Raw genomic sequence first — 26,723 nt, 5'->3', positions numbered from 1 at the left:
AACATACTCCCAATCACCACCAATTCTATCACCCTGCTTGCCGTACAGGTGTATTCGGCATCACGTATGCTGACTTTTTCTTCATCATGGCGTAGATGATGTTTACCAACTTCCTCATTAAACATACAACGGCTTGTTGTTTGGTTTTTCCTTCTGCTATCTTTTGCTCATAGTATGAATGAAAAAAGGCATTCTTCGGTTCTCTCTTGGTACGAATGACACCGATCTGACGAATCGCAAGGCTCTTGATAATATCGTGCAATTCTCGATTGCCTTGCTTACTCTTGAAGTTTCGTGACTTGTTTCCTGATCCTACAGTTACAGGTGCAATGCCAGCAAATCGGGCGAGTTTATCGGGGGATGAAAATCGGTGTATATCTCCGATCTCTGCCACAAGCTGCGCTGCTGTTACCACCTCTATACCTGTCATAGATTCAAGCTGGAAGCCAAGCTGCTTCATCAATTGCTCAATCTCTCCCTCTACCCTAGCCATTTCCTCCTTAAGAAATTTAGCAGTCTTGACTTGACTGATTACTACCGAATCTCGTGAAGTCTGGAAATCCCGATACGTATCCCCATCACCTTCGATAAGTGCAAGAATTTGAATAGCCTTCTTATGCGACAGTCCATTATTACTATGGCTTCGTAAAAAAACAGCTAATTGTTCCTCCGACATGTCCTTCAAGGTATGTGGAGAAGGGTATGCTTCCCAGAAGGCAAGTGCCGTTTTACCATCCACTTCCGAGAAGAACCTTTTATAACTTGGATACGGATAGCTAATCTGCTGATGTAGCTTCTTTACCGTTCCAGTTAAATTTTTAGCAAACCATCTTCGTTGCGTGACAAGCTGACTAATCGCCCAGAATAGATCAATGGGCTTCGCATCAGGTAGACGCTCCAGTTCGTCTCTTAATACCTTGGCGACACATTCAGCATCCCAGCTATCCGACTTCTGAACGGTCACATGGCTCTGTCTTCTGGCGTTGGCGAGTTTTGCGTTCACTTCCTTCACCCAGCAATGATTGTCCTTGAGATAAACAGCCAATCCTCTGCCGTAACCACCAACATCCTCCAGTCCATAAACAACGGATAAACCTTTTTCGGTGTATTTTTTCAATTCTTTAATGAGCAATGGAAAGGCAGACGGTTTGTTATCGAATTTAAGTTCTCCTAGCTTCTTGCTCCAACAGTCAATAATGACGGCTGTATGATGTTGTTTATGCAGGTCAACCCCTACATAGATCAGATTCTGCTGTTCTATCATTCTTCTTCGCCCCTCTATATTCGATTTGAATAGTTACTAATGAGTTTGAGTCATTTTACTCAAGAATCAGTGCTACTGTAGATGCTAGCTTTCGTATGTATCCAGCCCCATTAGTAACCACTCAATCGAGTGGATAGAACAACAATGGTGAAATAAGTTTGCATCCTCAGTTCGAGCGATCTATGCCGCAAAGATACGTTAGCAATATCTTATTTACCTTCCTTGCATTCCTTGACTAAAGAATCGCTTGATGCAATCCATCTGCTTCAATCTGTCCGTAACGATATGTTCCCTGATAGAACGCCTTATGGTCTAGGATTCGTTTTACCTGTACTTTGGTAAACTTCATTCCCTGTTCCGTGGTGAATCCTTCTTCATTTAACTTCTCAGCTAAAGCCGATAATGACCAAGCTGGGTATTGATCTTTAAAGTTGAATAATTGCTGAACAATATATGCTTTCGGCTCGTCAATGAAGATTTGCTTTGACCCTCGCTTTCCCTTGTAACCAAAAGGGATACCTCCACCTGCAAACTTACCTTCTGATGCTTTTTTATTCCGTCCTCGTCCCAGCTTCATGGCAATTTCTAACCGTTGGTAAGCATCCAACAACTCCATTAATCCGTTAATTAGAAAGTCAGACGGGTCTTTCTTAAAAATGCTATATGTTGGTTGTTCAATGCTTCGAATGTCGATACTATGTTTTTTTAGTTCTCGATGCACAAGGACTTTGACAATATCACTTCTCCATAACCTACTTGTGTTAAGTACAACAACGTAATCCACTTTTTGACTTGATACATAAGTCAGCATATCTTGGAAGCCATCACGTTCGATCTCTAAGGCGTCCTCGTCCACCTTCGCTCCACTGATTCCCTCGTTTGCAAAGACTTGAATCAGATGCCATCCCTGCTGCTCACAATACGACTGAATCTCGTCTTGCTGGTAGGAGAGACTATATCCATCCCTTGCTTGTCCTTGTGTACTAACTCGTATATATCCTATGACATTCATAGGTTTACCTCCCCTATTACCTCTAGCGTTACATGAATTAGAATTGCTGTAACACCGACGCTATATACCCTTAAGAGTATATAGTAATTATAGTACCTTTAAGCGTATATATCAATGCTAGATTGGACACAATGTGATATAGTACGGTTAATAGTACGTTTTTACGTTGGAGGATTATTCCTATGAAATTAAAGATTCGCTTAAAAGAAATACTTGCTGAGAAAGGAATTTCTCAACGTCAACTCTCCATGCAAATGAACATTCGCTACGCAACCATCAATCATCTCTGTTCCGATTCAGTAGACAGAGTCTATATCCGAACGCTGGAAGCGATATGTGATGCCCTAGACATCTCCATCCATGAACTGATTGTTGAAGATTCGGAAGCTTAAGGTGTCTAAATGCAAGTCGGGTCGGGCGCTGGATGTGCTACACCCTATTCCTCAACAAGAATCATGCTTTTTGATGTAAACCACCCCCGGGTGTTTTCCTATCGTAATGGTGAACATTTCCCGGAAGGTAGGGGTTGTAATCTCTTTATTTTCAAGTACAATAGAGACTATGTTATTTTTATTTCATCCAGCATGTTGGACTTTTTATCGTTATCGGCAAAATAACGTGTCCATCGGTGAGGATGTGTCTTCTAGCTATTTATAGCAAGACGATCTAGGCAGTTCCCTTTGGGGATTGCTATTTTTTTTGCCAAGTTTTTGCGATTGGCATACGTAGATGATGTATAAAGCTGCCTTAATACGGATTCATCAAATTTGCTTTGCAATAGCTGGAAACCAAGAACAATTTCAATCTTGGAGATGTTCTCTCTGTTCTCCATTAGCCAAGACAAATCCATATCGCTGACTTCCTCTGGATACTCAATCTGTGCAAGTGTCCTCTCCATCGTATAGTCAAAGAATGGTTTTTGGAGTAATTCTACTGCCTTCCTCGTTGGCGAGAATCTTCTCAGATCATTGTCACTAGGTCGGACTTCTAGTCGCAGTATACCTTTAGAACGTTCAATAATCTCGTTTGATTCTTCTTCCTTCCGAGTCTGCTTGTGCTTATCATAAAGCATAATTCTGCTGCTCTTGTTCCGGTATTCAACGGTCTGGTCTTGGTTGTACGCTATTGTATTCTTGTAAGCAAGCTGCTGCCTACTTAGCATCCTCACATATTCACTGACCTTCTTACCTACCTGAAAATTACAACAGACATCACATCGGCTTATTATCCATTCAGAGTGTGGGATATGCACATCAAAGAGCTGGAGCAGCCTCTCTTGCAACTGTTCAAAGAACAAGGGAATGTCTGCTTCTGTGAGCATCGTAACGTTGTCTCCGTATAGAAACTTTGGCATGGATACTTGTATTGTGAGTGTTTGGCTATTCTCGATATACTTCATATATGGCAACTTTTCATCTTTTAACGTATAGCTTGTGTTTAATGCACCTGTTTCTTTGCTAAAGAATGTAGTTGAATGTCCGTTGTATTGATTCAATATATCTGGATCAATAGGAATAGGTCTTGCTTTCAGTATGATAGTGTCAAACATATGAAACCTTCTTTCATTTCTAGTAGTCTAAAATATTGGATAAGATTGGAGATGTTATAAGAACGAGAATCCACGGCTGGAGTCAGGCTATTGTTCAACTCGTATTTATCTTGTTCATCGTGCTCACCACCTCATTAAGGTTTTATTCCTATTTCTTCAAACAGCTTGTCAAGTTTCTCAAAGAACTGTTTCTGTTCGTATTTTGCGTAATCTGGGTGGACTCCCCATTCGTTATCCCGGTGAACGAGATAATATAAGACCAATTCCAATGCTGTCTTTTTATTGCGATTCTGTTCTTGAAATACTGTAACTACATCTTCAAGCCGTTTAAAATTCTCATTTTCTTCGTCATTGACCAGTACTTCCAACTGTTCAATCAATCGTTCTTTTTTCTGCTCTTCATAGATATAGTCAACGAGCTGCCTATTATGCGAGTAATGCTCTGTTGTTGTATATTCATATCCTTCGTCATCAACACCTGTTATCTCAATTTCCTCATGTTCATCTGTTTTAGTTAAGTAAACCATCAGAATTTCCGACTTTTCGGATGGAAGCAACTCCTTCTGGAACAAGGTTTGATCCTCAATCCCAAATAACTCAGACAATTGCTCCAGACGTGGTTCAGGTATCTTCCGTCTTTCTTTGATCCAGTCCTGAAATGTTTGCTTGGAAACCCCGATGGCTTCTGCTACAGATTTGTACTCCATGTGAAACGTGTCAGCTATAAATTGTAATCCTATCATCTTATTCACCGCCATACTTAGTATGTCTTGCTGTGATGATTATACTTCGCCATACTCAGAATGTCAACATAAAAAACCACACGGATTCTCCATCCATGTGGTCAACTAATATATTACTTATTTACTACTATGCTATCTAGCAACTTATTTTCTTTCTTTATATTTTCACTTAATTCTGCAAAACTTATCTCCATTTCTAGATGGTCGCCTAACGCATGTGGAACTGAAATACTTACTCCAATTGAATCTTGGGTGATATAGCTGAATGTGCCTGATTCATTTATCTGACTTACTTCATCTGATTGTTTAAAATAATTAAGTAAATCTTGAGCATCATATCCACTCCAGATATCTTCTATAACTCCTTCCTCTTGCAAATTTAAATCTTTATCATAACTTTTATAGTTACCCTGTTTAAATGCTTCAACGAATGCTTCGTTTATCTCTAATAAATCAGTTAATTTAACCTTAACCCCCTTTTCCAAATCAATATTTGAGGTATAAAAGACATTTAACGGATAGGCTGCTCCTTCAGCAAATGCTGATCCAGAGTATTGAATGCTTAGTAACTCATTACTCTTAAATGTAATTCGATATCCGATTTCAAGACTATCCTTCTCTAATGAATACGATTTAACTATTCTTATTGCTTCTTCTTGAATCAATTCATTTATTTTCACTTCATTTGTATCATTAGCTAAATTCACTAATTTTGGATACGTTATGTTAATCTTGTTTTTAGAATACTTGTTACTTTCAACTTCGTAACTTTCTCCTATACTTGATTCACTACTATTTTTTGCTTTATCAGAGTTTAGCTCAGCTTTCGCACTACAAGAAATTAATATTAATAAAATTGGTATTATAATTATTAACCGTTGCTTCACATCTCTTCATCTCCATTCCAAGTAGTAAGTCTTTCTTTAACGTATAACTTTCTTAGTAAGTGCGTAGTATTTCTGTCTATTAGCAAGATGATTTGTCCCCCCATTAACTCGCCTTGTTACTTTTTCAACTGAAGCACCTGAATCAACCAATTCATTCATATTGTTATCATCCCACCAGAATCCAGCTGCACGCCATGCATAATTTTCAGCAACATATTCAGCACCTAACTCCATAATTTTCTGGTCATCCATTGCGTCAGCAAAACGCTGATAGTTATACCTACCAGTCATTTGTATATATCCTGCACCTCTAAATTTATATCCATCACCCTTATCCTTGTTGCCAAGTTGTTTACCTAATTTAGTTCCAGGCTCATATTTTGAAAAATATTTTTTACCACCTAATTCAGTAGTCCACCTACCCAATTCAGATTCCTGCATTACCTGTGCTAGAAAATGACTAATCCTATCGCTAGTTGTTATATCAAACATGCCCAATGTAATATTTAGGTCTTTCAACATATCATTAGTTACATTTTGGAATCCAAGTTGGGTTAACTGATTTTCTGTAACATATACTATATAACCCTTAACAGTATTTGTAGGGGCTGTATCATATGGACTATCCCCCACGATTGGCGCATGTCCACTTGGATCAGTATACATTAATGGGTTGTTCTCTACATACGTATACAAATTCAAACTCAACGGATTATCAATCTGCCCCTCATACGTATCCTAGTTTATAAAGCGACTATTCTAAAATAGAGGACGGCGACTGTTTCCAATCGCCGCCATCCAAGATTATATCATCCAGCTTTTGGTATGGATACTTCTGGAATTACGTATGCCTTCTTGGTTTTCATCAAGTAGAAGATGACACTCACTAGCTTCCGCATAATACACACAATGGCTTGCTGCTTGGTCTTCCCTGCGGCTAACTTTTGCTCATAGTACCAGTGAAAGTAGGGGTTCCGGGGTACTTTTGTAGAACGTGTAACCAGAAGCTGACGGATCGCAAGAGATTTAATGATGTCATGTAATACTCTGTTCCCCTGCTTACTCTTGTAGTTTCTGACCTTGTTTCCTGAGCCAACGATTACCGGAGCGATTCCGGCAAATCGGGCCAGCTTATCGGGCGTAGCAAAGCGATAGATATCACCAATCTCTGCTACCAGCTCCGCTGCCGTGACGAGGTCAATGCCTGTCATGCTTTCCAGTTGGAAACCTAACTGGTCCATCAGTTTTCTGATCTCTCCTTCGCCCCGTCTCATTTCCCTTTTGTAAAAGCGGATGTTTCGCACAAGGCCTTTGACAATGAAATCCCGCTTGTCTTGGAAATCACGTGTTGTGTCGCCATCATCTGCGATAAGAGACAGGATTTGCTCTGCTTTTTTGGTAGATAAACCGTTATTACTCAGCTTTCGGAGATACAGGGCCAGTTCCTCCACCTTCATACCTGACAGATGATTCGGGGAAGGGTACTTATGCCAGAAGGCTAAGGCGGTTTTCCCATCAATTTCTGAGAAGAACTTTTTGTAACTTGGATAGTGATAGCCTAGCTGCTGATGTAGCCGCTTGACCCCATCGGTCAAATTCTTAGACTGCCAATTACGCTGGGTTACTAGCTGGCTAATGGCCCAGTACAGATCAATCGGCTTGGCATCCGGTAGATTGTGTAATTCATCCCGTAAGACCTTAGCAACACATTCTGCATCCCAGGAATCTGACTTCTGTATGGTTACATGACTCTTACGTCTATTGTTCGCCAGTTTCGCATTAACTTCCTTCACGAAGCAGCCCTTTTCTGTTAAGTAGACTGCTAGTGCTCTACCATATCCGCCTACATCCTCTAACCCGTAAACCACAGACATTCCCTTCGGGGTATGCTTCTTTACTTCTTTTTCAAGTAGCGGAAAGGCCTTAGGCTTGTTATCGAACTTAATTTCTCCTAGCTTATGATTCCAACAATCCAAAATGACGGCTGTGTGGTGCTGTTTATGCAGGTCAACGCCTACATATACTAACTGATCCGGCTTTATTATGATTGTCCACTCCTTGAAGTCAACCGGAGAAATCAAGAATAAAGAAACAGGTCTGCATCCTCAGTTCGAGCGGACGGGCCGCAAAGATACGTTAGCAAAATCCTGTTTCTCCCTCATGGCTTCACACGGCTCTTTATTTCATCGACTCATAAATCAATGAGAAATGCTACTGTTCTCCATTTCCAGAATCGCTGGATGGACACCGACAGCCTCCACGTTTCCGTAACGGTATATCCCGCCGTAAAACTCTTTACGATCAAGGATTCGCTTGACCTGAACCTTCGTGAACCGCTTACCTTGCTGGGTGGTGAAGCCCTCAGCGTTCAAGCGTCTCGCTAACTCTGCTAATGTCCAATCCGAATACCGCTCTCTCAGTTCAAACAGCCGCCTAATGGCTGACGCCTCCACTCGGTTAATCTCCATCACTTTCGTGCCTCGCTTGGCTGAATACCCAAAAGCTACTCGACCCCCGGCATATCCGCCTTGCTGTGCTTTCTTATTCCTACCACGACCGAGCTTCAAGGCAATTTCCAATCGCTGATATTGGTCGAGCAGTTCCATAAGTCCATTCATCAGAAAATCATTCGGGTCTTTACGATGAATACTATATGTGGGCTGCTCAATACTCCTGATATCTACACGGTATTTTCTAAACTCCCGGTGGACTAGGACTTTGACGAGATCGCTTCGCCATAGTCGGTTTGTATTCAAGACAATTACATAATCCACACCACTCGAAGAGAGCGCATCCAGCATCATCCGAAAACCTTCCCGCTCTACTCCCATAGCTTCCTCATCTACCTTAGCGCCGCTTACTCCGGCATCCGTATAGATCGTGATTAAATTCCAACCCTGCTCCTTGCAGTACGCTTTGATTTCATCCTGCTGATACGATAGGCTGTATCCCTCTTTGACTTGCCCTTGCGTCGACACGCGAATATACCCAACTACGTTCATCTGCCTTCTCCCAATCGCAACGAAAATTTTAATTACCGTAACGGCAGTCTAGTTTAGCGCTTATTATTTGGTAATTAATTCCTTTTAATAAAAGCAAGCATAGTACGCTCCGCAGAAGAATTCAAGCTTTCTCTTCCTCCGTTGTTAATTGGTATTAAGTTCCCATATAGACTATCCAAGTAGCCTTCGGAGAGCTAAATTCCATGCAGAAACTCTAGTTTAAGCTCTAAATTATAGCCACCTTAACAGATCGAACCCAAATACGTGTGAGGGCCTAGAGGGACTCTTTATACACGTCTCGTTAAACTGTTAGGCTTTATGTTCAAGCGATAATTTGATGTGTTTCTAACCGGATAAAATTCAAATAGTCCACAGGAAATTGTCTGGATTCTATCAGCCTCAGCTCAACTCCCATCTTCCGTAAGTCCTCCATAAGCTCGTCATAGTTACCCTTAATTATTTCAGGCAGCTTTAGGTTCTTGCTTTGGAGGAACAACCGCTTGCCATAGGAGCGCTCATCCGCTTTAAATTCCTGAAGGTTCTTCAGGAGATACTTCTTAAGCTTATTTCTCCGATCTCCTGCAGATAATTCGTAAACTTGCTTAAAGTCAACATTTCCGTGGCCCCAGATAGCCCTAAACGTACCATCCGCCAGTTCCTCCCTCGGAATTCGGGGAAGATTCGCCAGTATGTGAAAGTGAATCGTTCCTCTACCTTGAAATGAGCGTACCGCAAGATATTTAAAGTCCCCATACCGCTCCCGCATCCGCTTGACCCAGTTTTCAAAATCCTTACTGGCTTCGGCCAGCGAAACGTGCTCTTTTCCATACGTTAGGGTGATGTACTTATGACCCTTGGCGAAGTTCAAATCCATCAGATTTTCGAATCGTTCTCGTTCTGCCAATGACAGCCGTCTAGGCTGTGGGATGCTGTTATATCGTGAGAAGTTGCCCAGATCTAGCGACTCAGGTTTCAAGGGAAAGTTAGAATTAATCCCTTCCATTTGGCGCTTAGTCATCGTTCGGTAGGGCTTGATGCGGCCAGGGTGTATGGGTTTCCCATACATCTTTACCTTCAAGCAGTTACCAATCCATGTTGCCTGACAGTTATACGCATTCATACTCTTCTTCCTCCTTAGGGTAAGGCCCCTTTGGGGTAGCCTTTGCCATAAATAAAGCAAGGGGAGAAGAGTGTACTCCGTGTGTATGCCATGGGGTGAAGAGTATTTTTGACGGATTTGTTACGATTAATTACGGAGATGTTTTTGGGGTAGAGCTTTTGCGGGGGCTTAAATGTATACAGCGGATTGTAATAGGGCAAATACATGCGTTTGTGAAAGTACTGACGTTTTCCTTTCTTACGGATGCAAACGCCTCCTACAGCGCCTTAAAGAGGTATCGTGTTCATCTAAACGCATATGTCGAGGAACGTTTAAGTATTGCTACCCCTCGCTGCGCTCGGAGACTCCGCTTCGCTTCGTCCAGAGTTCTTGCATTAAGAAATTGAAATGGTTACAGACAATTTAATTCAGGTAATTTACGCCTTTATTGCTTATACAGTCGGAAGTTCATGTTTAGAAAGACTTGGCCTTCTATAGTGATTTCTAATTACGTAGCATTCGTTTCTATCGCTCAGATACTGGGAAAGTTTTATCCGATCTATTTTGTTGATCAGATTGCCTCATGCAGTTTTTTTTACGAAAATCTGTTTATTTTAGTTCGGAGGTGAATGAGTGATTGAGGTGGAAATAGTCCATTAGCCGAGAGAAGTCAGTATATATATTAAAATAAACTTTGTTGATTCCATTTGAGTTTAATTTACCTTATAAAGAAAAACCTTGAAAGGCATTAGCCGATCAAGGTTCTTGATAAAACACCATTACTTGAAAATCTAAAAAGCCCCTTATGTCCGTTAACACTATTGGTCATGGTTCTTTAGTAAATCGAGAGCTACTGCAAGTTTAATTCGATATCGCTGACTTAGTCCTTTACAATATTGTGAAAGAGTTAATGCATCAGTAATTACAGCAACACCTTCATCATGCTTTAATAAAACTTTTAGGATACAATTTTCGCTAATTAAAATATCAAACAGTTCTTCTTCTTGTTCAGGAATCCAGTCAATTATATATGCTGAAAATGTATTATGAACTTCTTTCTTAAGCTCATCAATAATTGGATAATATTTACTATTACTAAAAAAATCTTCATTCGACTTAGTTAATAATTGTCTATATTCTTCCTCAGTTTTGCTTCCTTTTAATTTCATTTTTATGCTCCTCACTTAATTACTCCAGGTGTAGCTGTTACTAAGTTCCCATGTACGTCTGTTAAAATTGTCATTATTGTTGTAGGGTTATAATCATTCATTTTATCAAGTCCTATTACTTGGTTAAAAGTTATCTCTCTAACATATCTCACTCCATCAGCGCTATCAATCGTACGAATAATAGGGGATCCTATAACATCTTTACTAGATAACAAATTACGCAACTCGTTTTGAGAAATTGTAAACTGAGAGGCTGCTTTTTCTGAAAAATGTCTATCCAGTACATGAGTCCAACCTTTATTGCTGATATTTATTCTTGATTGTGCAATACCAGCCTTGATACCTTTTAAAGAATTATTGACAACAACTTCTAACTTTTTTTCACTCTGTAAAGCTTTTCTAGCCATATTAAAAAGACCTTTAGCTCCTGCAGCCGCTTTATATGCTCCATTTTCTATAAGCATAAAGTTTCTTTTAATAATTTCAGCCATTGCAGCTGCTTTTGTATCTTGTGTATTACTGTTATCCGCAATAATAGACGATAGCTGGAGTTGGGTAAGGGTTGATAAATCAACATATTGTCTTTCCCCCATACTTCCTCCGACTCCACCAGTACCCATTTGCGCAAAATGTCCTGTCGGATCAGTATAAATCAACGGATTATTATGCACATACGTATACAAATTCAAACTCAACGGATTATCAATCTGCCCCTCATACGTATCCTCATTTAAAAACCGCCCCATACTCGGATCATAATATCGTGCACGCAGATAGTAAAGACCTGTCTCTTCATCATACACTTCACCTGTGTACTTGAATGGGTTTGGCGTTTCTTCTTTTTGGCTGGTAATGTTGCCCCACACATCGTAAGCATAGCTATTCACTACTGCACCACTCGTATCTACCATCTGTACTACATCGCCGTGACCATTGTACAGATAATAATAATCTTTACTAGCGGTCTTGTCTTTCTTCACCAGTACTCGGTCGCCTCGGACATACGTGGATTTCTGCACGATATTATTACCATTTAACTTTTCTTCCGTAATTACCTGTCCATTTAAATCATAGTTTACTTGCGTATGCGTGCTACCTTTGCTCTTTATCGCACGAAGTCCGTCACCATAGTACTCGAACCTCGTCTCGCTTCCGTTCTTTGTTACGGATGTTAACGTATTCCACAAGTCATAACTATAGCTAGTATCCTCAAATGAAGCTACTGGATCACCCACACTTTGTTCCATTGTCAAGCGGTTGCCACGTACATCGTAGGTATATCCATCACGACCCCCACCTGGATGTACTGTTGCTATTAAGCGATTCAATGCATCATACGCAAATGTTGTCGTTTGTTCCGTTCCATCTTTTTTCGTTTCCTTGATCGAGATCACATTTCCGTTATTATCATATCCGTACACATATCTAGAAAGTACGCTACTTCCCTTCTGGTTCGTAATACTCTCGACCCAGTTCAGCGCTTTGTTATACGCATACTCGGTCCGTAACACACTGCCGTCTGTCAGAGTCGGATAGATAATGAACTTCACTAGGTTATTGGCAGAATAAACGTATTGAACATTGGCTGCTGATGCACTATCCACTACAGAACTTCCGTTTGTCTGCACTTTGTCCAATCTCGTTTTGTTGTATTGGTAGTTTACATAAAAGCCTAAGTAGCTATCATTCAGTTGTGTCATTCGACCAAGCGCGTCCCGCTGGTTCAGTATATAAGCAGAGTGGGCAGCTACCCCAGATGGATAGACCGTACCGCTCATACTCCGTACCTGATTCAAACTGTTCACACTACTGCTCTGCACAGCCTTCATTGTTCCATTAAGATAGGTTTTAGTAGTCTGCAAATTCGGCGAGCCATCGCTATATGTCAATTCAGTTTTCTGTGTCTGAGGTACATTGTTGATACTCCCGCTGACTGTGCTAGATTTAAGCCCACCAATTTCGTCATAGCTGTAGTTAAACACACTGCCATTACGATCGGTTTTGCTGGTTAGTTGCCCTAATGCATTGTAGGATAAGCTTTCACTTTGAGAGGCCCCATCCAGCTTGCTCGTCAATAACCCAACTTCGTTGTAGCTCTTGGTATTCAGCGTTTGCTCCGCTCCACCTTTAGCTTGCACCGTAACTTTCGCAAGCTGACCAATTCCATCGTACGTATAGCGTGTGCGCTGGTTTAACGCATCATAGACGGAGGTTAGACGATTTAGAGCATCATAGCTATACGATGTTGTAATCCCAGCATCGTTCAGATGATTCGCAGGGTCCGTATAACCGATCACGTTACCACTGATGTCGTACCGATAACTTTCTGTGAGGGGCTGTGATTGACTCGGCCAGTCTTTATAGGTTTTCATGGTAACTGGCTGGCCCCATGGATCATAGATAGTTTCCAGATAATTCAATCGTTCTTGAGTGTCAGCAGCAATCATGTAACTTTCTGTCTTGCGCTGCTTAAGGTTATGATCCGTTACATATATATTGTTATTGGCATCTGTGGCACGATTCTGCCTTCCCCATGCATCGTAACTAGCCGTAATCTCATTGCCTAACGCATCCTTTTGATAGATCGCTTGTCCTTGATCATCGTAGTGGTACTGGGTGAAGACCCATTGACTCACGTTATCGTCATAATGCTCTTCTAACAACGCTAGGCCCATTCCATTATATAACGTATTCGCATACGTTCTCATACTACTGTTAGTGGATAATTGAGTGACAGTTTTAATCGTATCGACCTTCAGAACATAGGTCCCTGCATTCACCGAATCAAAGTTACTGGAGGTTTGATGATAATAATTGTAATCGATAACCTCTCTGAAGGTTTCTCCATTGCTATTGGTTCGAATCGGATGTGTTTCTTTTTTTAGACGACCTGCTGCATCATATTCATAGACCGTAGTCTGATCGTTGCCGTCACTTTGACTTTTCAGCAAACCCGTTCCCATCTCGTAACTCATCTTCGTCTTCACGATTTTCTGGTCAGACTTCCCGATGTTGAACCACTGTTGTTGTTCTGTCGGGTAGGCGTAACGACTCTCAGGTCCGTATATGGTTACACTTTTAGCTACCAATTGACCCTTGGCTGTCTTTTCAGCCGTCATTTGAGAGATTCCACCCAAGGTATCGCGGTTACCATAACTATATGTGGTTTGTTCCCCCGACGCATTCGTTACTGTCGATAGCCTTCCCTTGTCAGTGTAGGTGTATCGTTCAATTAATGGGGCCGGATCAGATTCATTCTGGTACCAAGATTTTGTTTCTAGGAATCGATATTTAGGTTCGTATTGATAGGTTGTTGTATAGTGCTGTTTGATTCCCGGAGTGTTGAATTGTTCACCACTTAGTGGCTCCGTTTGACTTTGAAGTAAGCCCCAATCATTCCATACAGTTTCGGTATACTGATGATTAGCAGTGGCTTCACTATCTTGGGCCGCATATTCTGAGATTATCGTTCGTGTGGGTGACTGAGTAAATACCCCATGAAATGCTGTATTTTCCGTCACCTTCCGTTCTCCGCCAGCCTCCCGGGTCTCTGTACGTAAAACCCTACCGTCTTTATCAAAGGTATTTGTCGTTTGAAGGTTGTTACTAGCTGTATTACTGACCACTGCTGATGCGGTACTAAATCGGAAGTCATCAGGTAAGTGACCTGGATATTGAGTAGGCGCGTTTCCGGCATAATCTCCATTATACAAATATTTTATTTGCTGGTAAGCATTTGACCCAGTATAATCACCTCTTGAAGCCACTTGAAATTCTCTGACGCTCTCATATTCACCAATATGCCGATTAACCCAAGTATAATCATATTTGGTGGTAGAGTGGGGGTGCTTCACTTCTTTTAAAAGAGAATTAAACATATATCCATAATGAGAATAAAGAGCCACCTCATTCTGATAGTTAAAATAGGTTTTTTCTCCATTTTGTTTGGTAATCTGTGAGAGCACAGGAATACGTATTTGAAGAGGTGCTACATAATCGCCATTAGGAATACTAGCTATAACACTTTCCTTCGTCAAAACTACCTTTTGAACTTCATTTTCTCCGTCAAACACACGGATAACCACATCTCCGTCATAAAGGTTGTCTTCATAACTAAATTGAATCACACGGCCCATGGTGTCCGTGATGGAGGATAACTTACCGGCATTCTCATATTTAAACGTAATAGTATTGTTAAAGCGATCAACAATACCAATTAAATCGCCATTACCTGAAAAATATTCACGCTTAAAGTCAGAATATTCAATGTAAGATGAGGATTGGATTTGACCATTGCTAAACTGACCTTGGTTCCATGTTTCACTGACAAACCTTTTATCCTTTCCTTTATAATTGATCAATCCCGTATAATTGGATAAACCATCTATGCTTCCAACTTTATATGTGTTCCCTTTTCCATCATGATAGAACATACCTTGATCGCTGACATATTGCATAGATGGAAATTGAAATGACCATCCAATACTCATAGGAGGAGTACTATAACTATAACTCCGATCCCACATCTGCCAGTAAGAGTTCCAGAAAACATAAGAAATAAAGGGGACGCCCTGATTAGAGTCATACATAAGACCAACATCAAGATCCAAACCATCTACACCTGGCAAATGTATCAAATTTTCTTTCCGCGTCAAACTTCCCGACACCGGATCAACCACTTCACTACTATTGTTACTGTCATTATACTGAGGTTTTTGGATCTGGTTGATTTGGGAATGAACGATTAAATCATTAAACACACTAGAAGATGCTGCATCGAAAGCGTTGATCGTATTAGCTGCAAGCGCTGAGTACTCCCCTGACTCATAGACACTGGAAGTCACGGACTGCCTCTCACTAAATATAGCCGGGGTGTCGGCATATACATCGTCTTCCACAGAAGGTCGATCAATTATTTCTACATCCTTCTCAAGTTCCTGTTCAATTTCTTCCCAAGATAATTCCTTTTCCTGTTTCCATTTCCAAAACTCCAACGGTGTCAGATGTGATTGACCTATCGTGAGGTAATTAATCCAATAAACATCGACCTTGGATGCTCCAGCCTCAGCTAGTTGTTTAATTTCAGATTCAGATAAATCCGATAATTTATTGCCTTCAGAACGTGATAAGGTCTGTTTTGAAAGGGATTTACCTGCCCGTACTGCGTCTAGTTGCCCTTGTTTTTGTAAGGTTTTGGTTTTCAACTTAAGAATGATCAATGTACCCTGATCGATCTGATCATAGACGTCTGTAGACACAGATACGACTTCATCGGTAGACAGATCATTTTCGTTTAAAGCCGCTTTACTCGCGGAGTTCTCTGGACGAGTCGTAGGTGTAGGCTGTGTTCCCGAGTCCGTTAAGAAATCTACTAAATCTGGTGGTGTAGGTGAGGGAGCAGGTAAATCTTGTGCTTTGTTTATGTAAGTTTGATCAGAAGTACTTTTAACGGCTGTACTCGCGTTCGCAGTTCCTTCTAAAATATTTGGAATGATCAGAGATAAACACATGATGACCATTGATATTTTTCTGACTAGCTTTATTTTTTTCAACTTAGTTTCCTCCAGCAATTATTTTAGTTACTTATTAACGGAATAATAATCTCTACCTTCAAACTAACTTTGATATCCTATTAACTATTCAGTTTTAATACTAATTAGATTTCCATTTGAGTCATAATAGTATTTGATCACTTTATTATCTGATTGCCTTACTTGCACTAATCTTCCATTACTATCATATTGAGGAGTTTGTAATTGGGTTATAATAATATCATCTAATGAGAGAGCACCACCCCCATGGATTCCCCAATATATGTAATAATCATCACTATCTCCAGTTGTAAAAGTTACTGTTCGTGTTCCTTTTGTACCTATAGGATCCCTCCAGTAAGTCCATCCCTTATCTTCAGTATTATCAGCACTACGGGCTAAAAATAAAAGTAACGATTATCATCAGATACTTGCATATCTATAGTTTTATAGGTGAAGGTTACAGAGTAGGCTGTATTTTTTTGAAATCTACTCTTAATGCTATCGTTTCTTAAAAAATCACTCCATTCCTCTGTACCCGATGAACTCAAATACGCTGAATATTTACCGTTAACCACTTTAGAGGGATCAAAAGTAATGATTCGAGAAATCGGAGAATATAAAGTCTTAGTGTAGGACCCCTGCTCAAAAGATTCGCTTACCTTAGTTATTTCAATATCATCTATTGAAATTGCTCCCCCTTATGAATTCCCCAGATCAAATAATAGTTTTCTTTACTACCAGTTGTAAATGTTATGGTCCTCTTCTCTTTTGTTCCACTTGATTTTTTCCACGCAGTCCAACCTTTATTGTCCTGATTATCGCTACTTCTTGCCAAAAAATAAAAGTAATTATCTCCAACAGGATCCATTTCCAATGATTTATATATAAAAGTAATTGAATATGTTGTGTATGGTTCAAATCTCACTTCTTCCAAATCGGAATAACTGAACTCTTTCCATTTTTCATTCGTTTGGGATCTAAGATACGCAGAATATTTACCGCTTACAACAAAAGTAGGATCAGTTGTAATCATTCCAGATCCTGCTTTAAAATTGGTATTAAAAAAGCTTCCATTCTCGAATGACTCACTTACTTTAGTGATTTCAATATCATCAAGAGATAGCTCTCCACCATTATGAATTCCCCAGATCAAATAGTAATTTTCTTTGCTACCTGTTGTAAATCTAACTGTTTTTCTACCCTTATTTCCGCTAGAATCCTTCCAATCTGTTCTATCTTTATCTTCAAGGTTGTCAGTACTTCGAGCTAAAAAGTAGTAACATGAATCGCTATCATTTTGTTGCATATCTATTGCTTTATAAGAAAAAGAAATAATATAGGCAGTATTCGGCTCGAATTTAACTTTATTGGAATTTGTATAAGCAAATTCTTTCCATTGCTCAGTTTTAGAGGAACGAAGATTAGCTGAATAATTCCCACTTACTACCTTCGTGGAATCACTAGTGATAGTCCCATTGATAGCTAAAAAATCAGTTTTACCGAAAGAACCTTCTTCGAACGATTCACTTTTTAGTGAAATTACTTTTCCGACCTTAATATCATCTAATGAAAATGCTCCTTCCCCATGGATACCCCAAACTAAATAGTAATTATCTTTATTTCCGGTTGTAAAAGTTAACGTTCTGAACCCTGTATTCCCACTTGCATCATTCCAAGAGTTAAAGTTTATATCCTCCTGATTATCTATACTACGAACTAATGAATATAAAAAACGACTCTTATCTAATGGTTGCATATCAATTGATTTATATGAGAATGTTATCGAATAAGTATTATTTTTCGAATTTCACCTTATTTTGATCTGAATAGGTAAATTCCTTCCATTCATCAGATAAGGAAGATTTTAAATAGGCTGGATAATCTCCACTTACTACATTCTTTGGATCATTTGTGATTGATCCTGAAACAGGTAGCAGATTGGTTCCATTGAAAGTACCATTCTCAAAAGATTCATTTATTATCAGTTCAGTATTTGCAGCCAAAACTTCATTTTGAAATATAACAAAAATTAGAACTAATAATAATGCTTCAAGTACATAAATATGTAATTTCGATAATCTTATCATCTTCTCCCTTTCTTATAGACATTATATTTATTAATCTTTGATTGTCATTCTGAATAAATTCTATAGTTTGTTCTACTACTAATTTCAGTTTGGAGTATACATTACTCCCCAATATAAGTAATTTCTGGATTCCATGATGTTGCATCATATTCAGTACTTCCATTTTGATTCACTATAAAATAAATCGAGTCTCCCATTGTTACATTCAAATTTAAATTGATTTCAATACCAGTTGCATCATCTCCTTGTATACTTTTCCACCCAGTTGCTGGCCAAACTGGTGTATTATTTTTCATGATTTTGACCCGCACGCCATCTCCTTGCAAATTCACTGGGTGTTTCGCTACTCTTCCCGTTACTCTTATCGAACCTGTCTGTGGTGCGACCCACTTAAGCACTGAATCATTCCCATCTGGATGTATCCATTCTTTACTAATAATGTCCCAGTTATTTTTACCTTTCCATCTTAATTCTGTGGTGTCCCAACTCATATCTTCATAGCGAGTTCCATTCCATATTTGATAGTACCAATTGTTTCTTCCTTGTTCTGAGCCGAATGCTGAAGATACCTTCTCTATATATGTCACTGCCGGATTCCATGATGTTCCATCATATCCTTGGTTTCCATTTTGATTCACTATAAAATAAATCGAGTCTCCCATTGTTACATTCAAGTTTAAATTGATTCCAACACCAGTTGCATCATTTCCTTGTATACTTTTCCACCCAGATGCTGGCCAAACATGTGAATTGTTTTTTAGAATTTTGACTCGCACACCATCTCCTTGCAGATTTACTAGGTGTTTCGCTACTCTTCCCGTTACTCTTATCGAACCTGTATGTGGTGCGACCCACTTAAGCACTGAATCATTCCCATCTGGATGTATCCATTCTTTACTAATAATGTCCCAGCTATTTTTACCTTTCCATCTTAATTCTGTGGTGTCCCAACTCATATCTTCATAGCGAGTTCCATTCCATATTTGATAGTACCAATTGTTTCTTCCTTGTTCTGAACCGAATGCTGAAGATACCTTTTCAATATAAGTAATTGCTGGATTCCATGATGTTGCATCATATTCAGTACTTCCATTTTGATTCACTATAAAATAAATCGAGTCTCCCATTGTTACATTCAAATTTAAATTGATTTCAATACCAGTTGCATCATCTCCTTGTATACTTTTCCACCCAGTTGCTGGCCAAACTGGTGTATTATTTTTCATGATTTTGACCCGCACGCCATCTCCTTGCAAATTCACTGGGTGTTTCGCTACTCTTCCCGTTACTCTTATCGAACCTGTCTGTGGTGCGACCCACTTAAGCACTGAATCATTCCCATCTGGATGTATCCATTCTTTATTAATAATGTCCCAGCTATTTTTACCTTTCCATCTTAATTCTGTGATGTCCCAACTCATATCTTCATAACGAGTTCCATTCCATGTTTGATAGTACCAATTGTTTCTCCCTTGTTTTGAATCGAACGCTGAGAGGAATTCAAAATAAGGTTCCCCTGTATTTTTAGAAATTAAATTTCCATTTTGATCATACAGATATCTAACCGCCTCACCACTTAAATCGCTTTCTTGTATTAATCTGCCATTAGTATCGTAATAATATGAATTCATGGCATAAATACAATTAGAAGTAGGAGCAATAACCAAGAACAAAAAAATACTTATAAAACAGATAACTCGAAAAAATTTATTTTTCATATAATCCCCTTTTTTTTAATTATTTATAGTAGTCCTTCACTTTTCCCCATCTCTGTGAGCTGGTTGAATTGTCTATATAAATTGCGTCCATCCCTCTTGAGAACATCTAACATTTTGAAAAAAATTCACATTGAGACAACCTGTCCTATTTTTATACTCTCCTATTATTCATTACTGAGATATAGCCCTATTTCTCCATACATTCAAAAACATTTTTATTTTTATATTAATCTGAATACTACTGTTCGAAGTCTGCTGAATCCACAAAAAAAGTACCCATCCCATTTGCACTAGTAGATCGCAATATAATATAAACCCTGGCATTTACAGCAGTTACAGGAACACTTTCACTTATGTTCAGTGCCACGTATTCGTTGTTAACCAAAGCTGTATCTGTAATGAAAGTTCCCACGAATTTATTCTGTGCATCTACGAAATCAATGTACAATTGTACAATTGCCTCTTTGATTTCAAAGATTTGTACTTTAGCATTGGTACGAAAAGCTTTTCCACCTACGACTTGAACTGTCTGATAAAGACCTGAAAAATAGCCTACGCCTACGCCTAATCCTGAGTCCCATATTTTCTGCGCACTTTCTTTGGTTACGTCATCATAAATCAATTCGAAACCTGTGTTTGTTGCAGCCATTTTTGACCAGGCGTCTGCTGAGGTTTTTATCTGATTTTTTGCTTTTTCAAAGCTTCCATTTACTAACAGATTCTTTCTGGATTCATACTCGAAATTAGCCGTATCTACTGCAAAATCACCCATTCCTTTTACACTGGGGATCGCAATATAATATATACCCTGGCTTTTACAGCAGTTACAGGGAAATTTCCCCTTATGTTTAAGGTAACATATTCCCAATTGGCTGTGTTTGCCTCCGTTACTTGTGCCTCAACAACATAATTCTGTGCATCCACAAAATCTATGTAGAATTACACACTTGCTCCCTTGATCTCTCGAATCTGTACCTGGGCATGAGCTGAATATGCCTTCCCTCCAGTAACTTGGATTGTTTGACTAAGACCTGAATAAAGGCCGAATCCTAATTCTGTGTCCCACATCTTTTGGGCCTTATCTCCACTAGCAGCGTCATTTACCAGCTCCTAACCTGTGTTGGTAGAAGTGCTCTTGAACCAACCATCTGCTGAAGTTTTCACCTTACTTTCTAATTTCTCAAAGCTAGCGTTTACTAACAAATTATTCCTCGATCCATATTCAAAATTAGTCGTGTCTACTACAAAATTCCCCATTCCATCTATACTAGTGGATCGCAATATAATGTAAACTCTGGCGTTTACAGCAGTTACAGGAACACTCCCCCTTATATTCAATGTAGTATATTCCCAATTGGCTATGTTTACTTCCTTTACATGAGCCTCTACAACATTATTCTGTGCATCCATGAGAACTATGTAGAACTGCACACTCGCTCCTTTAGTCTCACGACCTGTACTTGAGTGCTCGCAGAATATGTCTTTCCCCCTGCAACCAGAATTTTTAACTAATACCTGTGAATAGTCCTAATCCTAATCCTGAGTCCCATATTCTTTGTGCCACTAGCTGCATCATTTACTAGTTCGAACCCAGTACCCTTACTAGATATCGATTCCCATACATCTGCTTTAGTCATATTATTGCTATCTACTTTTTCAAAACTAGGGTTAAAGATCAAATTCTCTATTAGTTTTTTTCTAAGCAGATTACCATTATCATCATAAACAAAATCATATCCTTCTCCCAAAGGGCTTGTTGCACTTAAGACACAGCCGGAAGAATCATAGTAATATGAATACGAAGTTCCAAATACATTTACACAATAGAGTAAATTAATAAGTAATACTAAAATTATAGAAAAATAAATTTTAAAATGACTTTTGAAACAACTAATATGTCCCTCCCCTGAATACTAATTGATTACTCCGCAAAAAAACAACAATATTACTACTATATTACAATTGTTCATTTTTGGAAATAATATTATATATAAGGATAAACATTCATTTTGAAAAGAATTTTTTCATTTAAATATCATTAAATATACTTTTACAGAGATTTCTAAAAAAGCTATAATTCTATCAGATTTTATAAGGAGGTAATATGATAATGAGAATATTACAAAGGTAATGACGATTTAGAATCTCCTTGAGTGGCAGGTCAAGAAGTCTCAGATGGAGTCTGGAAAGCTGTTGTTCCTTTTAAACAAACATAACAATGAAACTGGCTCTACTATAATGATGTTTGGGTTAATAGTGTTTACTTTGGAGGGGTTACAACGGTTGTAAAAAAAATACTGTCACAGAGTCAAATGGTGAGGATGATCTAAAACAAAGTGGGGGACAAAAAATATCAGCTGGAACATGGAAAATAACTTTTCCAATTAGTGAGCACAACAATGAAATCGGCACTTATACAACTCACATCTATTCGACAGATTTATTCGGAAATAGTACTGAGATTGTTGTAAATACTCAAGTTATTAATTAAGATTGACATTGTGGCCTTATCGAGATTAAACAAGCAGCAAGACCTCAATACTGAGTCTTACTGCTTGTTGTAATATAAATCAAATTGTACCGTACCGTTTCTATAAAAATTTGCAGAGAGTTCTTTTAACACTGACACCTAATAACAACAAATATTACGGAACATTCAAAAATTGTATACTATCCACGTAGGCTGTTCCCGTTGCGTCCGAATCGCAAACAATTCGCAAGACAATACTTACTGTCTGAGGCTTTGTTATAAATTCAACACTATTGTATCCCCATTGTTTCTTTGAGGCGTTATATACCGTACCACCATCATAAACAAGGTTTCCTTTCGCATCGTACTCCAGCCAATCTATGTATACTCCACCAGTGAGCAAGGCATCGTAAATCCAACCAGCAAGTCTATACTTAGTATTCGAATTAACTACAATATGCCCATATTCTGCAGTCACAGTCACTGCATCCTTAGAGTGAAATTGCATACTAGAAAGACCTTCTCTTGCAAATCCTCTCCACAGAGAGAGAAGTGGGCTAGGTGCATACCACAGAGAATCATCTGCTTCAAAAGAAGTATCCAGTAACGGCAGATTATTGTCTTTTCTGAATTCAATTGCATCAGCATAAATACTTCCCGTTGCCCCTTCATCCACAACTACACGAATTATAATTTTACTAGTAGTTGGTCTTGTGGTGAATTCTACCGAACCGTATTGCCATGTTTTATTTTTTCCTGTCGTATATATTGTTCCTCCATCATATACTAATTTTCCTGCTTTATCGTACTCCATCCAATCAATATATGTATTCCCAGTTACTAGCGAATTGTACAACCACCCGTCTAAAACATAGGTTGTATTAGGATCTACTATAAATTCTCCACATTCAGCAGTTGCCGTAACCGGGATATTAGAATTAAATCGCAAGCTTTGTTTACCGTCTTTAAATCCATCTGTTGAAAAAGTAAAGAAACTACTCGGAAGATTGGAATACCACGAATTCTCTCCGGACTCAAAGGAAACTCTAGAAAGAGGAAGTTTATTTCCTTTTTCAAATCTTATATCATCAAAGTAAGCCTCACCTGCCGCTCCAGCATCAAGGACTACTCTGAGAATAATTTTAGAAGTTTGAGGTTTAGTTATAAACTCTACTCTGTCATATTGCCATTTATTTTTATCTAGTGCACTTAAAGTACCACCATCGTAGATTAGCTGATTTGAAGCATTATACTCCAACCAATCGATGCTCGCATTTCCACTCAATAATTTGTTATTAATCCACCCGCTTAAGGTATATAGCGTACTAGGAGTCACTTCAAGTATTATAGACTCTGCTGTTACAACAGTAGATTGGGTAGAGTAAAAGTAGAGACTTTGCGTCCCTTCTTTGGGGTTAATGGTGGAAAGAGAGAACATTGAATTTGGTAATTTAAAATTCATTGCTTCTGTCCTTTCTTCAAATGAAGATTCCAGAATTAAATAATCTTCTGATTTATTTGATTTCCCCAATAAACTTCCATTGTTGTCATAAATGAATTTTTTTTGATATTGAATATTATTTTTGATATAAGTCTCTGATTGTAATCTTGAATTCATATCATAATTATAAATAGAGGCCGAAGTTGTTTCTGGGTGGGCAATAAAAACAATTATAAAGGCCAGAATCAAGATCCTTAAAGTCATATGTTTCGACATTTGAAATCTCCTATTCTCAAGTTATATAAATTCTTATCCGATCTCTTGTACCGTTATAGATGCCATCTTTTTTCACCTACCTTTTATTAAATATAACTGCGCCACTCAACTCTCTTTAAAAGTAACCTTATCTACTACAAATGCGGCTCCAGATGAAGAATCTATGTGAAAATGAACTCTCGCTGTCACCGCCCCAACTGGCGGCTTTAATGTTCCTCTCACAGTTGTCCATATATTTAAGGCTCTTACATCTGCCAATGTCACTCCGTTGATCAACCTTCCGGATACATCGTAATAATTCACGATGAACTTTAATGTTCCACTTGGCAAGTTGATTACATTAATCAGACCGCTCAGAGTATACGATGATTCAGTAATTACAGCTACTTCTTGATATATTCCACCTACGCTGGTCATTACTATTTTTTGGGCTTGAGTCCCAGAAGCTACAGTTGAGGTTGTCAATTGATAATCCCCATAGGCTCCATATTTCCCCCAGCCATCTGCAACACCTCCGATTTGAGAAGCCTCGAAATCCCCGTTTGCCAGCATACTTCCATCTATACTTTCCTTAAAATTAAGCATATCTACTACAAATGTACCTCCAGATGAGGATGCTATGTGAACATGAACTCTCACTATCACGGCTTCTATTGGAGTTTTAATAGTGCCTCCCATGGTTGTCCATACGTTTAAGGTACTTATTTCTGCCAATGTCACACCACTGATTGCTTTTCCCGAACGATCGAAATAATCAACGATTAGCTTTACCGCCCCATTTTGCACACTACTTATATTTATTCGACCTTTCAAGTCATACAGAGTATTCCCACTTACTGCTATATCTTGATATAAGCCCCCAGAACCAGTCATCGTAAGGCTTTGGGATTGTTTACCTGAAGTTACAGTCGAACTTATAAGCTGATATACTCCTGAAGCTCCGTATTTCCCCCATCCATCTGCAACACCACCGATTTGGGACGCTTCAAAATCCCCATTTGCCAACATATTACCGTCGATACTTTTTTTCATGGTTACAATATCTACCTATGCTGTGCCTCCAGTTGAAGAAGTCACTTGAATATGAATTCTTGCTATTCGAGCTCCTACTGGCGTCTCTATTGTTCCACCAGTGGTAGTCCATGTGTTGAGCACACTTACTTCCGCTACCTCCCTCCCACCGAGCGCTTTTCCCGATATATCAAAATAATTGACGATCAGTTGAACCCTTCCATTCGACATGCTGCTTATATTTATTCGACCATTCAAGTCATACAGAGTATTCCCACTTACTGCTATATCCTGATACAAACCTCCTACGTTAGTCATCGTAAGCTTTTGAGACTGGGCTCCAGAAGTCACATTTGAGGATATGAGTTGATATTCACCAAAAGCCCCGTATTTCCCCCAGCCATCCCCCACGCCATTCATTTGAGATGACTCAAAATCTCCGTTTGCTAGCAAATTACCGTACGTACTCTTCTGCACTGAAACCATATCTATCAACAATGTACCTCCAGATGAAGAAGCCAAGTGAAAATGTATCCTTGCCATAATCGTTCCCTTTGGCGTTCTTATTGCTCCTCCAATGGTTGTCCATAAGTTCTGTACACCTATTTCTGCAAGAGTCTCTCCACTGATTAAATTACCCGAAGCATTATAATAATCAACCCTCAGCATCACCGTTCCATTCAGCATATTACTTAGGTTTATTCGGCCATTTAATTCATACGCTGTATCCTCACCTACCTGTATATCCTGATACAATCCTCCTACACCGTTGGTTATTATCTTTTGAGACTGTTTACCACTAGCCACTGCAATCACTTCTACTTCACTTTTTGGTTTTTGAAAACCCGGTCCAGAATAAGTGTTCCAGTAATTCGCAGTACCACTGCTCGTATCAGATATTTCAAAACTCCCATTTCTTATTAAATTACCATTCGAATTTTTTCTCATTAAATTCCCATTGAGATCATAATAAAAATCAACAGCATTATTAAATGATTTCACTGACTCCAATCGACCATTTTTGTCATAAAAATATTCATTCGCGTAGGTTTTTTGTGGCCAAACACTGATAAAAACAAGGAACAATATAAATAGTTTAATATTTTTCAAATTTCTCAGCTCCAAAATAAAATTATGAATTGTTATCAAAAAAAGTTTATTCTAAAATCCCCAAAAAAGTGGTCTCTGTCATTGTAAATGCTGTGGGACAAAACCTTTTTCAGTTAATCTAACTTTATAGGGAACTAATAGCATTATAAATCTAATGACACAGCTTCATGAGCACCCGTTTCTCAATTCGCGACACATAACTGCGGTTGAATTCCAGCTTCTCAAAATCTCGCGCTGCCTCTTCCCCTATATCCAGATCTAATCGGAAACTACAATTCATTCTCCAGATTTTTTAGATGGTCGATATTCAGAGTTCTGAAAAAAGTCGACCTTAAGTTCGAAGAGAGCAGG

20 protein-coding genes are annotated in these 26,723 nt (G+C 38.9%); 1 reads left to right on the top strand and 19 read right to left on the bottom strand.

Annotated elements, in window-relative coordinates; translation table 11 throughout:
- Positions 1-28 precede the first annotated feature (28 nt).
- Together NST25_RS06970 and NST25_RS06965 are read right to left on the bottom strand one after the other, a co-directional pair.
- Positions 29-1,264: an IS110 family transposase gene (locus NST25_RS06970; protein ID WP_340393583.1), complete on the bottom strand. Its 1,236-nt coding sequence runs from the start codon at positions 1,262-1,264 to the stop codon at positions 29-31.
- Positions 1,265-1,499: 235 nt separating this feature from the next.
- Positions 1,500-2,276, bottom strand: a complete 777-nt coding sequence (locus NST25_RS06965; protein ID WP_076305685.1) for a recombinase family protein — start codon at positions 2,274-2,276, stop codon at positions 1,500-1,502.
- A gap of 182 nt (positions 2,277-2,458) precedes the next feature.
- Here NST25_RS06965 and NST25_RS06960 point away from each other — a divergent pair, with 182 nt between their 5' ends.
- Positions 2,459-2,668 (top strand): helix-turn-helix transcriptional regulator, encoded by a 210-nt coding sequence (locus tag NST25_RS06960; RefSeq protein ID WP_076305686.1) that lies wholly within the window; start codon positions 2,459-2,461, stop codon positions 2,666-2,668.
- A 251-nt stretch (positions 2,669-2,919) separates the two neighbouring features.
- Here the strand turns inward: NST25_RS06960 and NST25_RS06955 are convergent, their stop codons facing one another.
- From NST25_RS06955 to NST25_RS06875, 17 genes are all read right to left on the bottom strand, one after another.
- Entirely contained in the window at positions 2,920-3,825 is a 906-nt protein-coding gene (locus tag NST25_RS06955; protein WP_076305687.1) for a phage/plasmid replication protein, read from the bottom strand.
- 134 nt (positions 3,826-3,959) lie between these two features.
- Positions 3,960-4,568: a helix-turn-helix transcriptional regulator gene (locus NST25_RS06950; RefSeq protein ID WP_076305688.1), complete on the bottom strand. Its 609-nt coding sequence runs from the start codon at positions 4,566-4,568 to the stop codon at positions 3,960-3,962.
- A gap of 113 nt (positions 4,569-4,681) precedes the next feature.
- Positions 4,682-5,455 carry a hypothetical protein gene (locus NST25_RS06945; protein ID WP_076305689.1) on the bottom strand — a complete coding sequence of 258 codons (774 nt, stop codon included), beginning with the start codon at positions 5,453-5,455 and terminating at the stop codon, positions 4,682-4,684.
- A gap of 36 nt (positions 5,456-5,491) precedes the next feature.
- Entirely contained in the window at positions 5,492-6,121 is a 630-nt protein-coding gene (locus tag NST25_RS06940) for an endopeptidase (protein WP_340393578.1), read from the bottom strand.
- A gap of 143 nt (positions 6,122-6,264) precedes the next feature.
- Positions 6,265-7,500 (bottom strand): IS110 family transposase, encoded by a 1,236-nt coding sequence (locus NST25_RS06935; protein WP_340394369.1) that lies wholly within the window; start codon positions 7,498-7,500, stop codon positions 6,265-6,267.
- 153 nt (positions 7,501-7,653) lie between these two features.
- On the bottom strand, positions 7,654-8,457 hold the full coding sequence (locus NST25_RS06930; RefSeq protein WP_340393576.1) for a recombinase family protein: 804 nt from the start codon (positions 8,455-8,457) through the stop codon (positions 7,654-7,656).
- Positions 8,458-8,779: 322 nt separating this feature from the next.
- Complete coding sequence (locus tag NST25_RS06925; RefSeq protein WP_340393575.1) at positions 8,780-9,577, bottom strand: RNA replicase; 798 nt, start codon at positions 9,575-9,577, stop codon at positions 8,780-8,782.
- 797 nt (positions 9,578-10,374) lie between these two features.
- Positions 10,375-10,725, bottom strand: coding sequence for a hypothetical protein (locus NST25_RS06920; protein ID WP_076187637.1), 351 nt, complete (start codon positions 10,723-10,725; stop codon positions 10,375-10,377).
- An 11-nt stretch (positions 10,726-10,736) separates the two neighbouring features.
- The gene (locus NST25_RS06915) at positions 10,737-16,277 is read right to left on the bottom strand and encodes an RHS repeat-associated core domain-containing protein (protein WP_340393572.1); all 5,541 of its coding nucleotides are present in this window, start codon (positions 16,275-16,277) and stop codon (positions 10,737-10,739) included.
- 661 nt (positions 16,278-16,938) lie between these two features.
- A complete protein-coding gene (locus tag NST25_RS06910) occupies positions 16,939-18,015 on the bottom strand; it encodes a hypothetical protein (protein ID WP_339190050.1) in 1,077 nt (358 codons plus the stop codon).
- Between the two features lie 37 nt (positions 18,016-18,052).
- Positions 18,053-18,346 (bottom strand): hypothetical protein, encoded by a 294-nt coding sequence (locus tag NST25_RS06905; RefSeq protein ID WP_076187705.1) that lies wholly within the window; start codon positions 18,344-18,346, stop codon positions 18,053-18,055.
- 101 nt (positions 18,347-18,447) lie between these two features.
- Positions 18,448-20,064 carry an RHS repeat domain-containing protein gene (locus tag NST25_RS06900; RefSeq protein ID WP_339190048.1) on the bottom strand — a complete coding sequence of 539 codons (1,617 nt, stop codon included), beginning with the start codon at positions 20,062-20,064 and terminating at the stop codon, positions 18,448-18,450.
- Between the two features lie 238 nt (positions 20,065-20,302).
- On the bottom strand, positions 20,303-20,836 hold the full coding sequence (locus NST25_RS06895; RefSeq protein WP_139329986.1) for a hypothetical protein: 534 nt from the start codon (positions 20,834-20,836) through the stop codon (positions 20,303-20,305).
- A gap of 338 nt (positions 20,837-21,174) precedes the next feature.
- Positions 21,175-21,495: a hypothetical protein gene (locus NST25_RS06890; protein ID WP_340393567.1), complete on the bottom strand. Its 321-nt coding sequence runs from the start codon at positions 21,493-21,495 to the stop codon at positions 21,175-21,177.
- 1,214 nt (positions 21,496-22,709) lie between these two features.
- The gene (locus NST25_RS06885; protein ID WP_340393565.1) at positions 22,710-24,251 is read right to left on the bottom strand and encodes a hypothetical protein; all 1,542 of its coding nucleotides are present in this window, start codon (positions 24,249-24,251) and stop codon (positions 22,710-22,712) included.
- Positions 24,252-24,356: 105 nt separating this feature from the next.
- A complete protein-coding gene (locus tag NST25_RS06880; RefSeq protein WP_340393563.1) occupies positions 24,357-25,283 on the bottom strand; it encodes a carbohydrate binding domain-containing protein in 927 nt (308 codons plus the stop codon).
- 15 nt (positions 25,284-25,298) lie between these two features.
- Entirely contained in the window at positions 25,299-26,372 is a 1,074-nt protein-coding gene (locus NST25_RS06875; RefSeq protein ID WP_076187607.1) for a hypothetical protein, read from the bottom strand.
- Positions 26,373-26,723 lie beyond the last annotated feature (351 nt).

Source organism: Paenibacillus sp. FSL E2-0190 (genome assembly GCF_037992965.1).
Classification (GTDB): Bacteria; Bacillota; Bacilli; order Paenibacillales; family Paenibacillaceae; genus Paenibacillus_AQ; species Paenibacillus_AQ odorifer.
This window is presented reverse-complemented; position numbering and strand designations above follow the sequence as displayed.

Coding starts and splice junctions, on each gene's coding strand:
- NST25_RS06970 (WP_340393583.1), bottom strand. CDS start 1,264: ATGATAGAACAGCAGAATCTGATCTATGTAGGGGTTGACCTGCATAAA.
- NST25_RS06965 (WP_076305685.1), bottom strand. CDS start 2,276: ATGAATGTCATAGGATATATACGAGTTAGTACACAAGGACAAGCAAGG.
- NST25_RS06960 (WP_076305686.1), top strand. CDS start 2,459: ATGAAATTAAAGATTCGCTTAAAAGAAATACTTGCTGAGAAAGGAATT.
- NST25_RS06955 (WP_076305687.1), bottom strand. CDS start 3,825: ATGTTTGACACTATCATACTGAAAGCAAGACCTATTCCTATTGATCCA.
- NST25_RS06950 (WP_076305688.1), bottom strand. CDS start 4,568: ATGATAGGATTACAATTTATAGCTGACACGTTTCACATGGAGTACAAA.
- NST25_RS06940 (WP_340393578.1), bottom strand. CDS start 6,121: ATGTATACTGATCCAAGTGGACATGCGCCAATCGTGGGGGATAGTCCA.
- NST25_RS06930 (WP_340393576.1), bottom strand. CDS start 8,457: ATGAACGTAGTTGGGTATATTCGCGTGTCGACGCAAGGGCAAGTCAAA.
- NST25_RS06925 (WP_340393575.1), bottom strand. CDS start 9,577: ATGAATGCGTATAACTGTCAGGCAACATGGATTGGTAACTGCTTGAAG.
- NST25_RS06920 (WP_076187637.1), bottom strand. CDS start 10,725: ATGAAATTAAAAGGAAGCAAAACTGAGGAAGAATATAGACAATTATTA.
- NST25_RS06910 (WP_339190050.1), bottom strand. CDS start 18,015: ATGCAACCATTAGATAAGAGTCGTTTTTTATATTCATTAGTTCGTAGT.
- NST25_RS06905 (WP_076187705.1), bottom strand. CDS start 18,346: ATGATAAGATTATCGAAATTACATATTTATGTACTTGAAGCATTATTA.
- NST25_RS06900 (WP_339190048.1), bottom strand. CDS start 20,064: ATGAAAAATAAATTTTTTCGAGTTATCTGTTTTATAAGTATTTTTTTG.
- NST25_RS06895 (WP_139329986.1), bottom strand. CDS start 20,836: ATGGGTGATTTTGCAGTAGATACGGCTAATTTCGAGTATGAATCCAGA.
- NST25_RS06885 (WP_340393565.1), bottom strand. CDS start 24,251: ATGTCGAAACATATGACTTTAAGGATCTTGATTCTGGCCTTTATAATT.
- NST25_RS06880 (WP_340393563.1), bottom strand. CDS start 25,283: ATGAAAAAAAGTATCGACGGTAATATGTTGGCAAATGGGGATTTTGAA.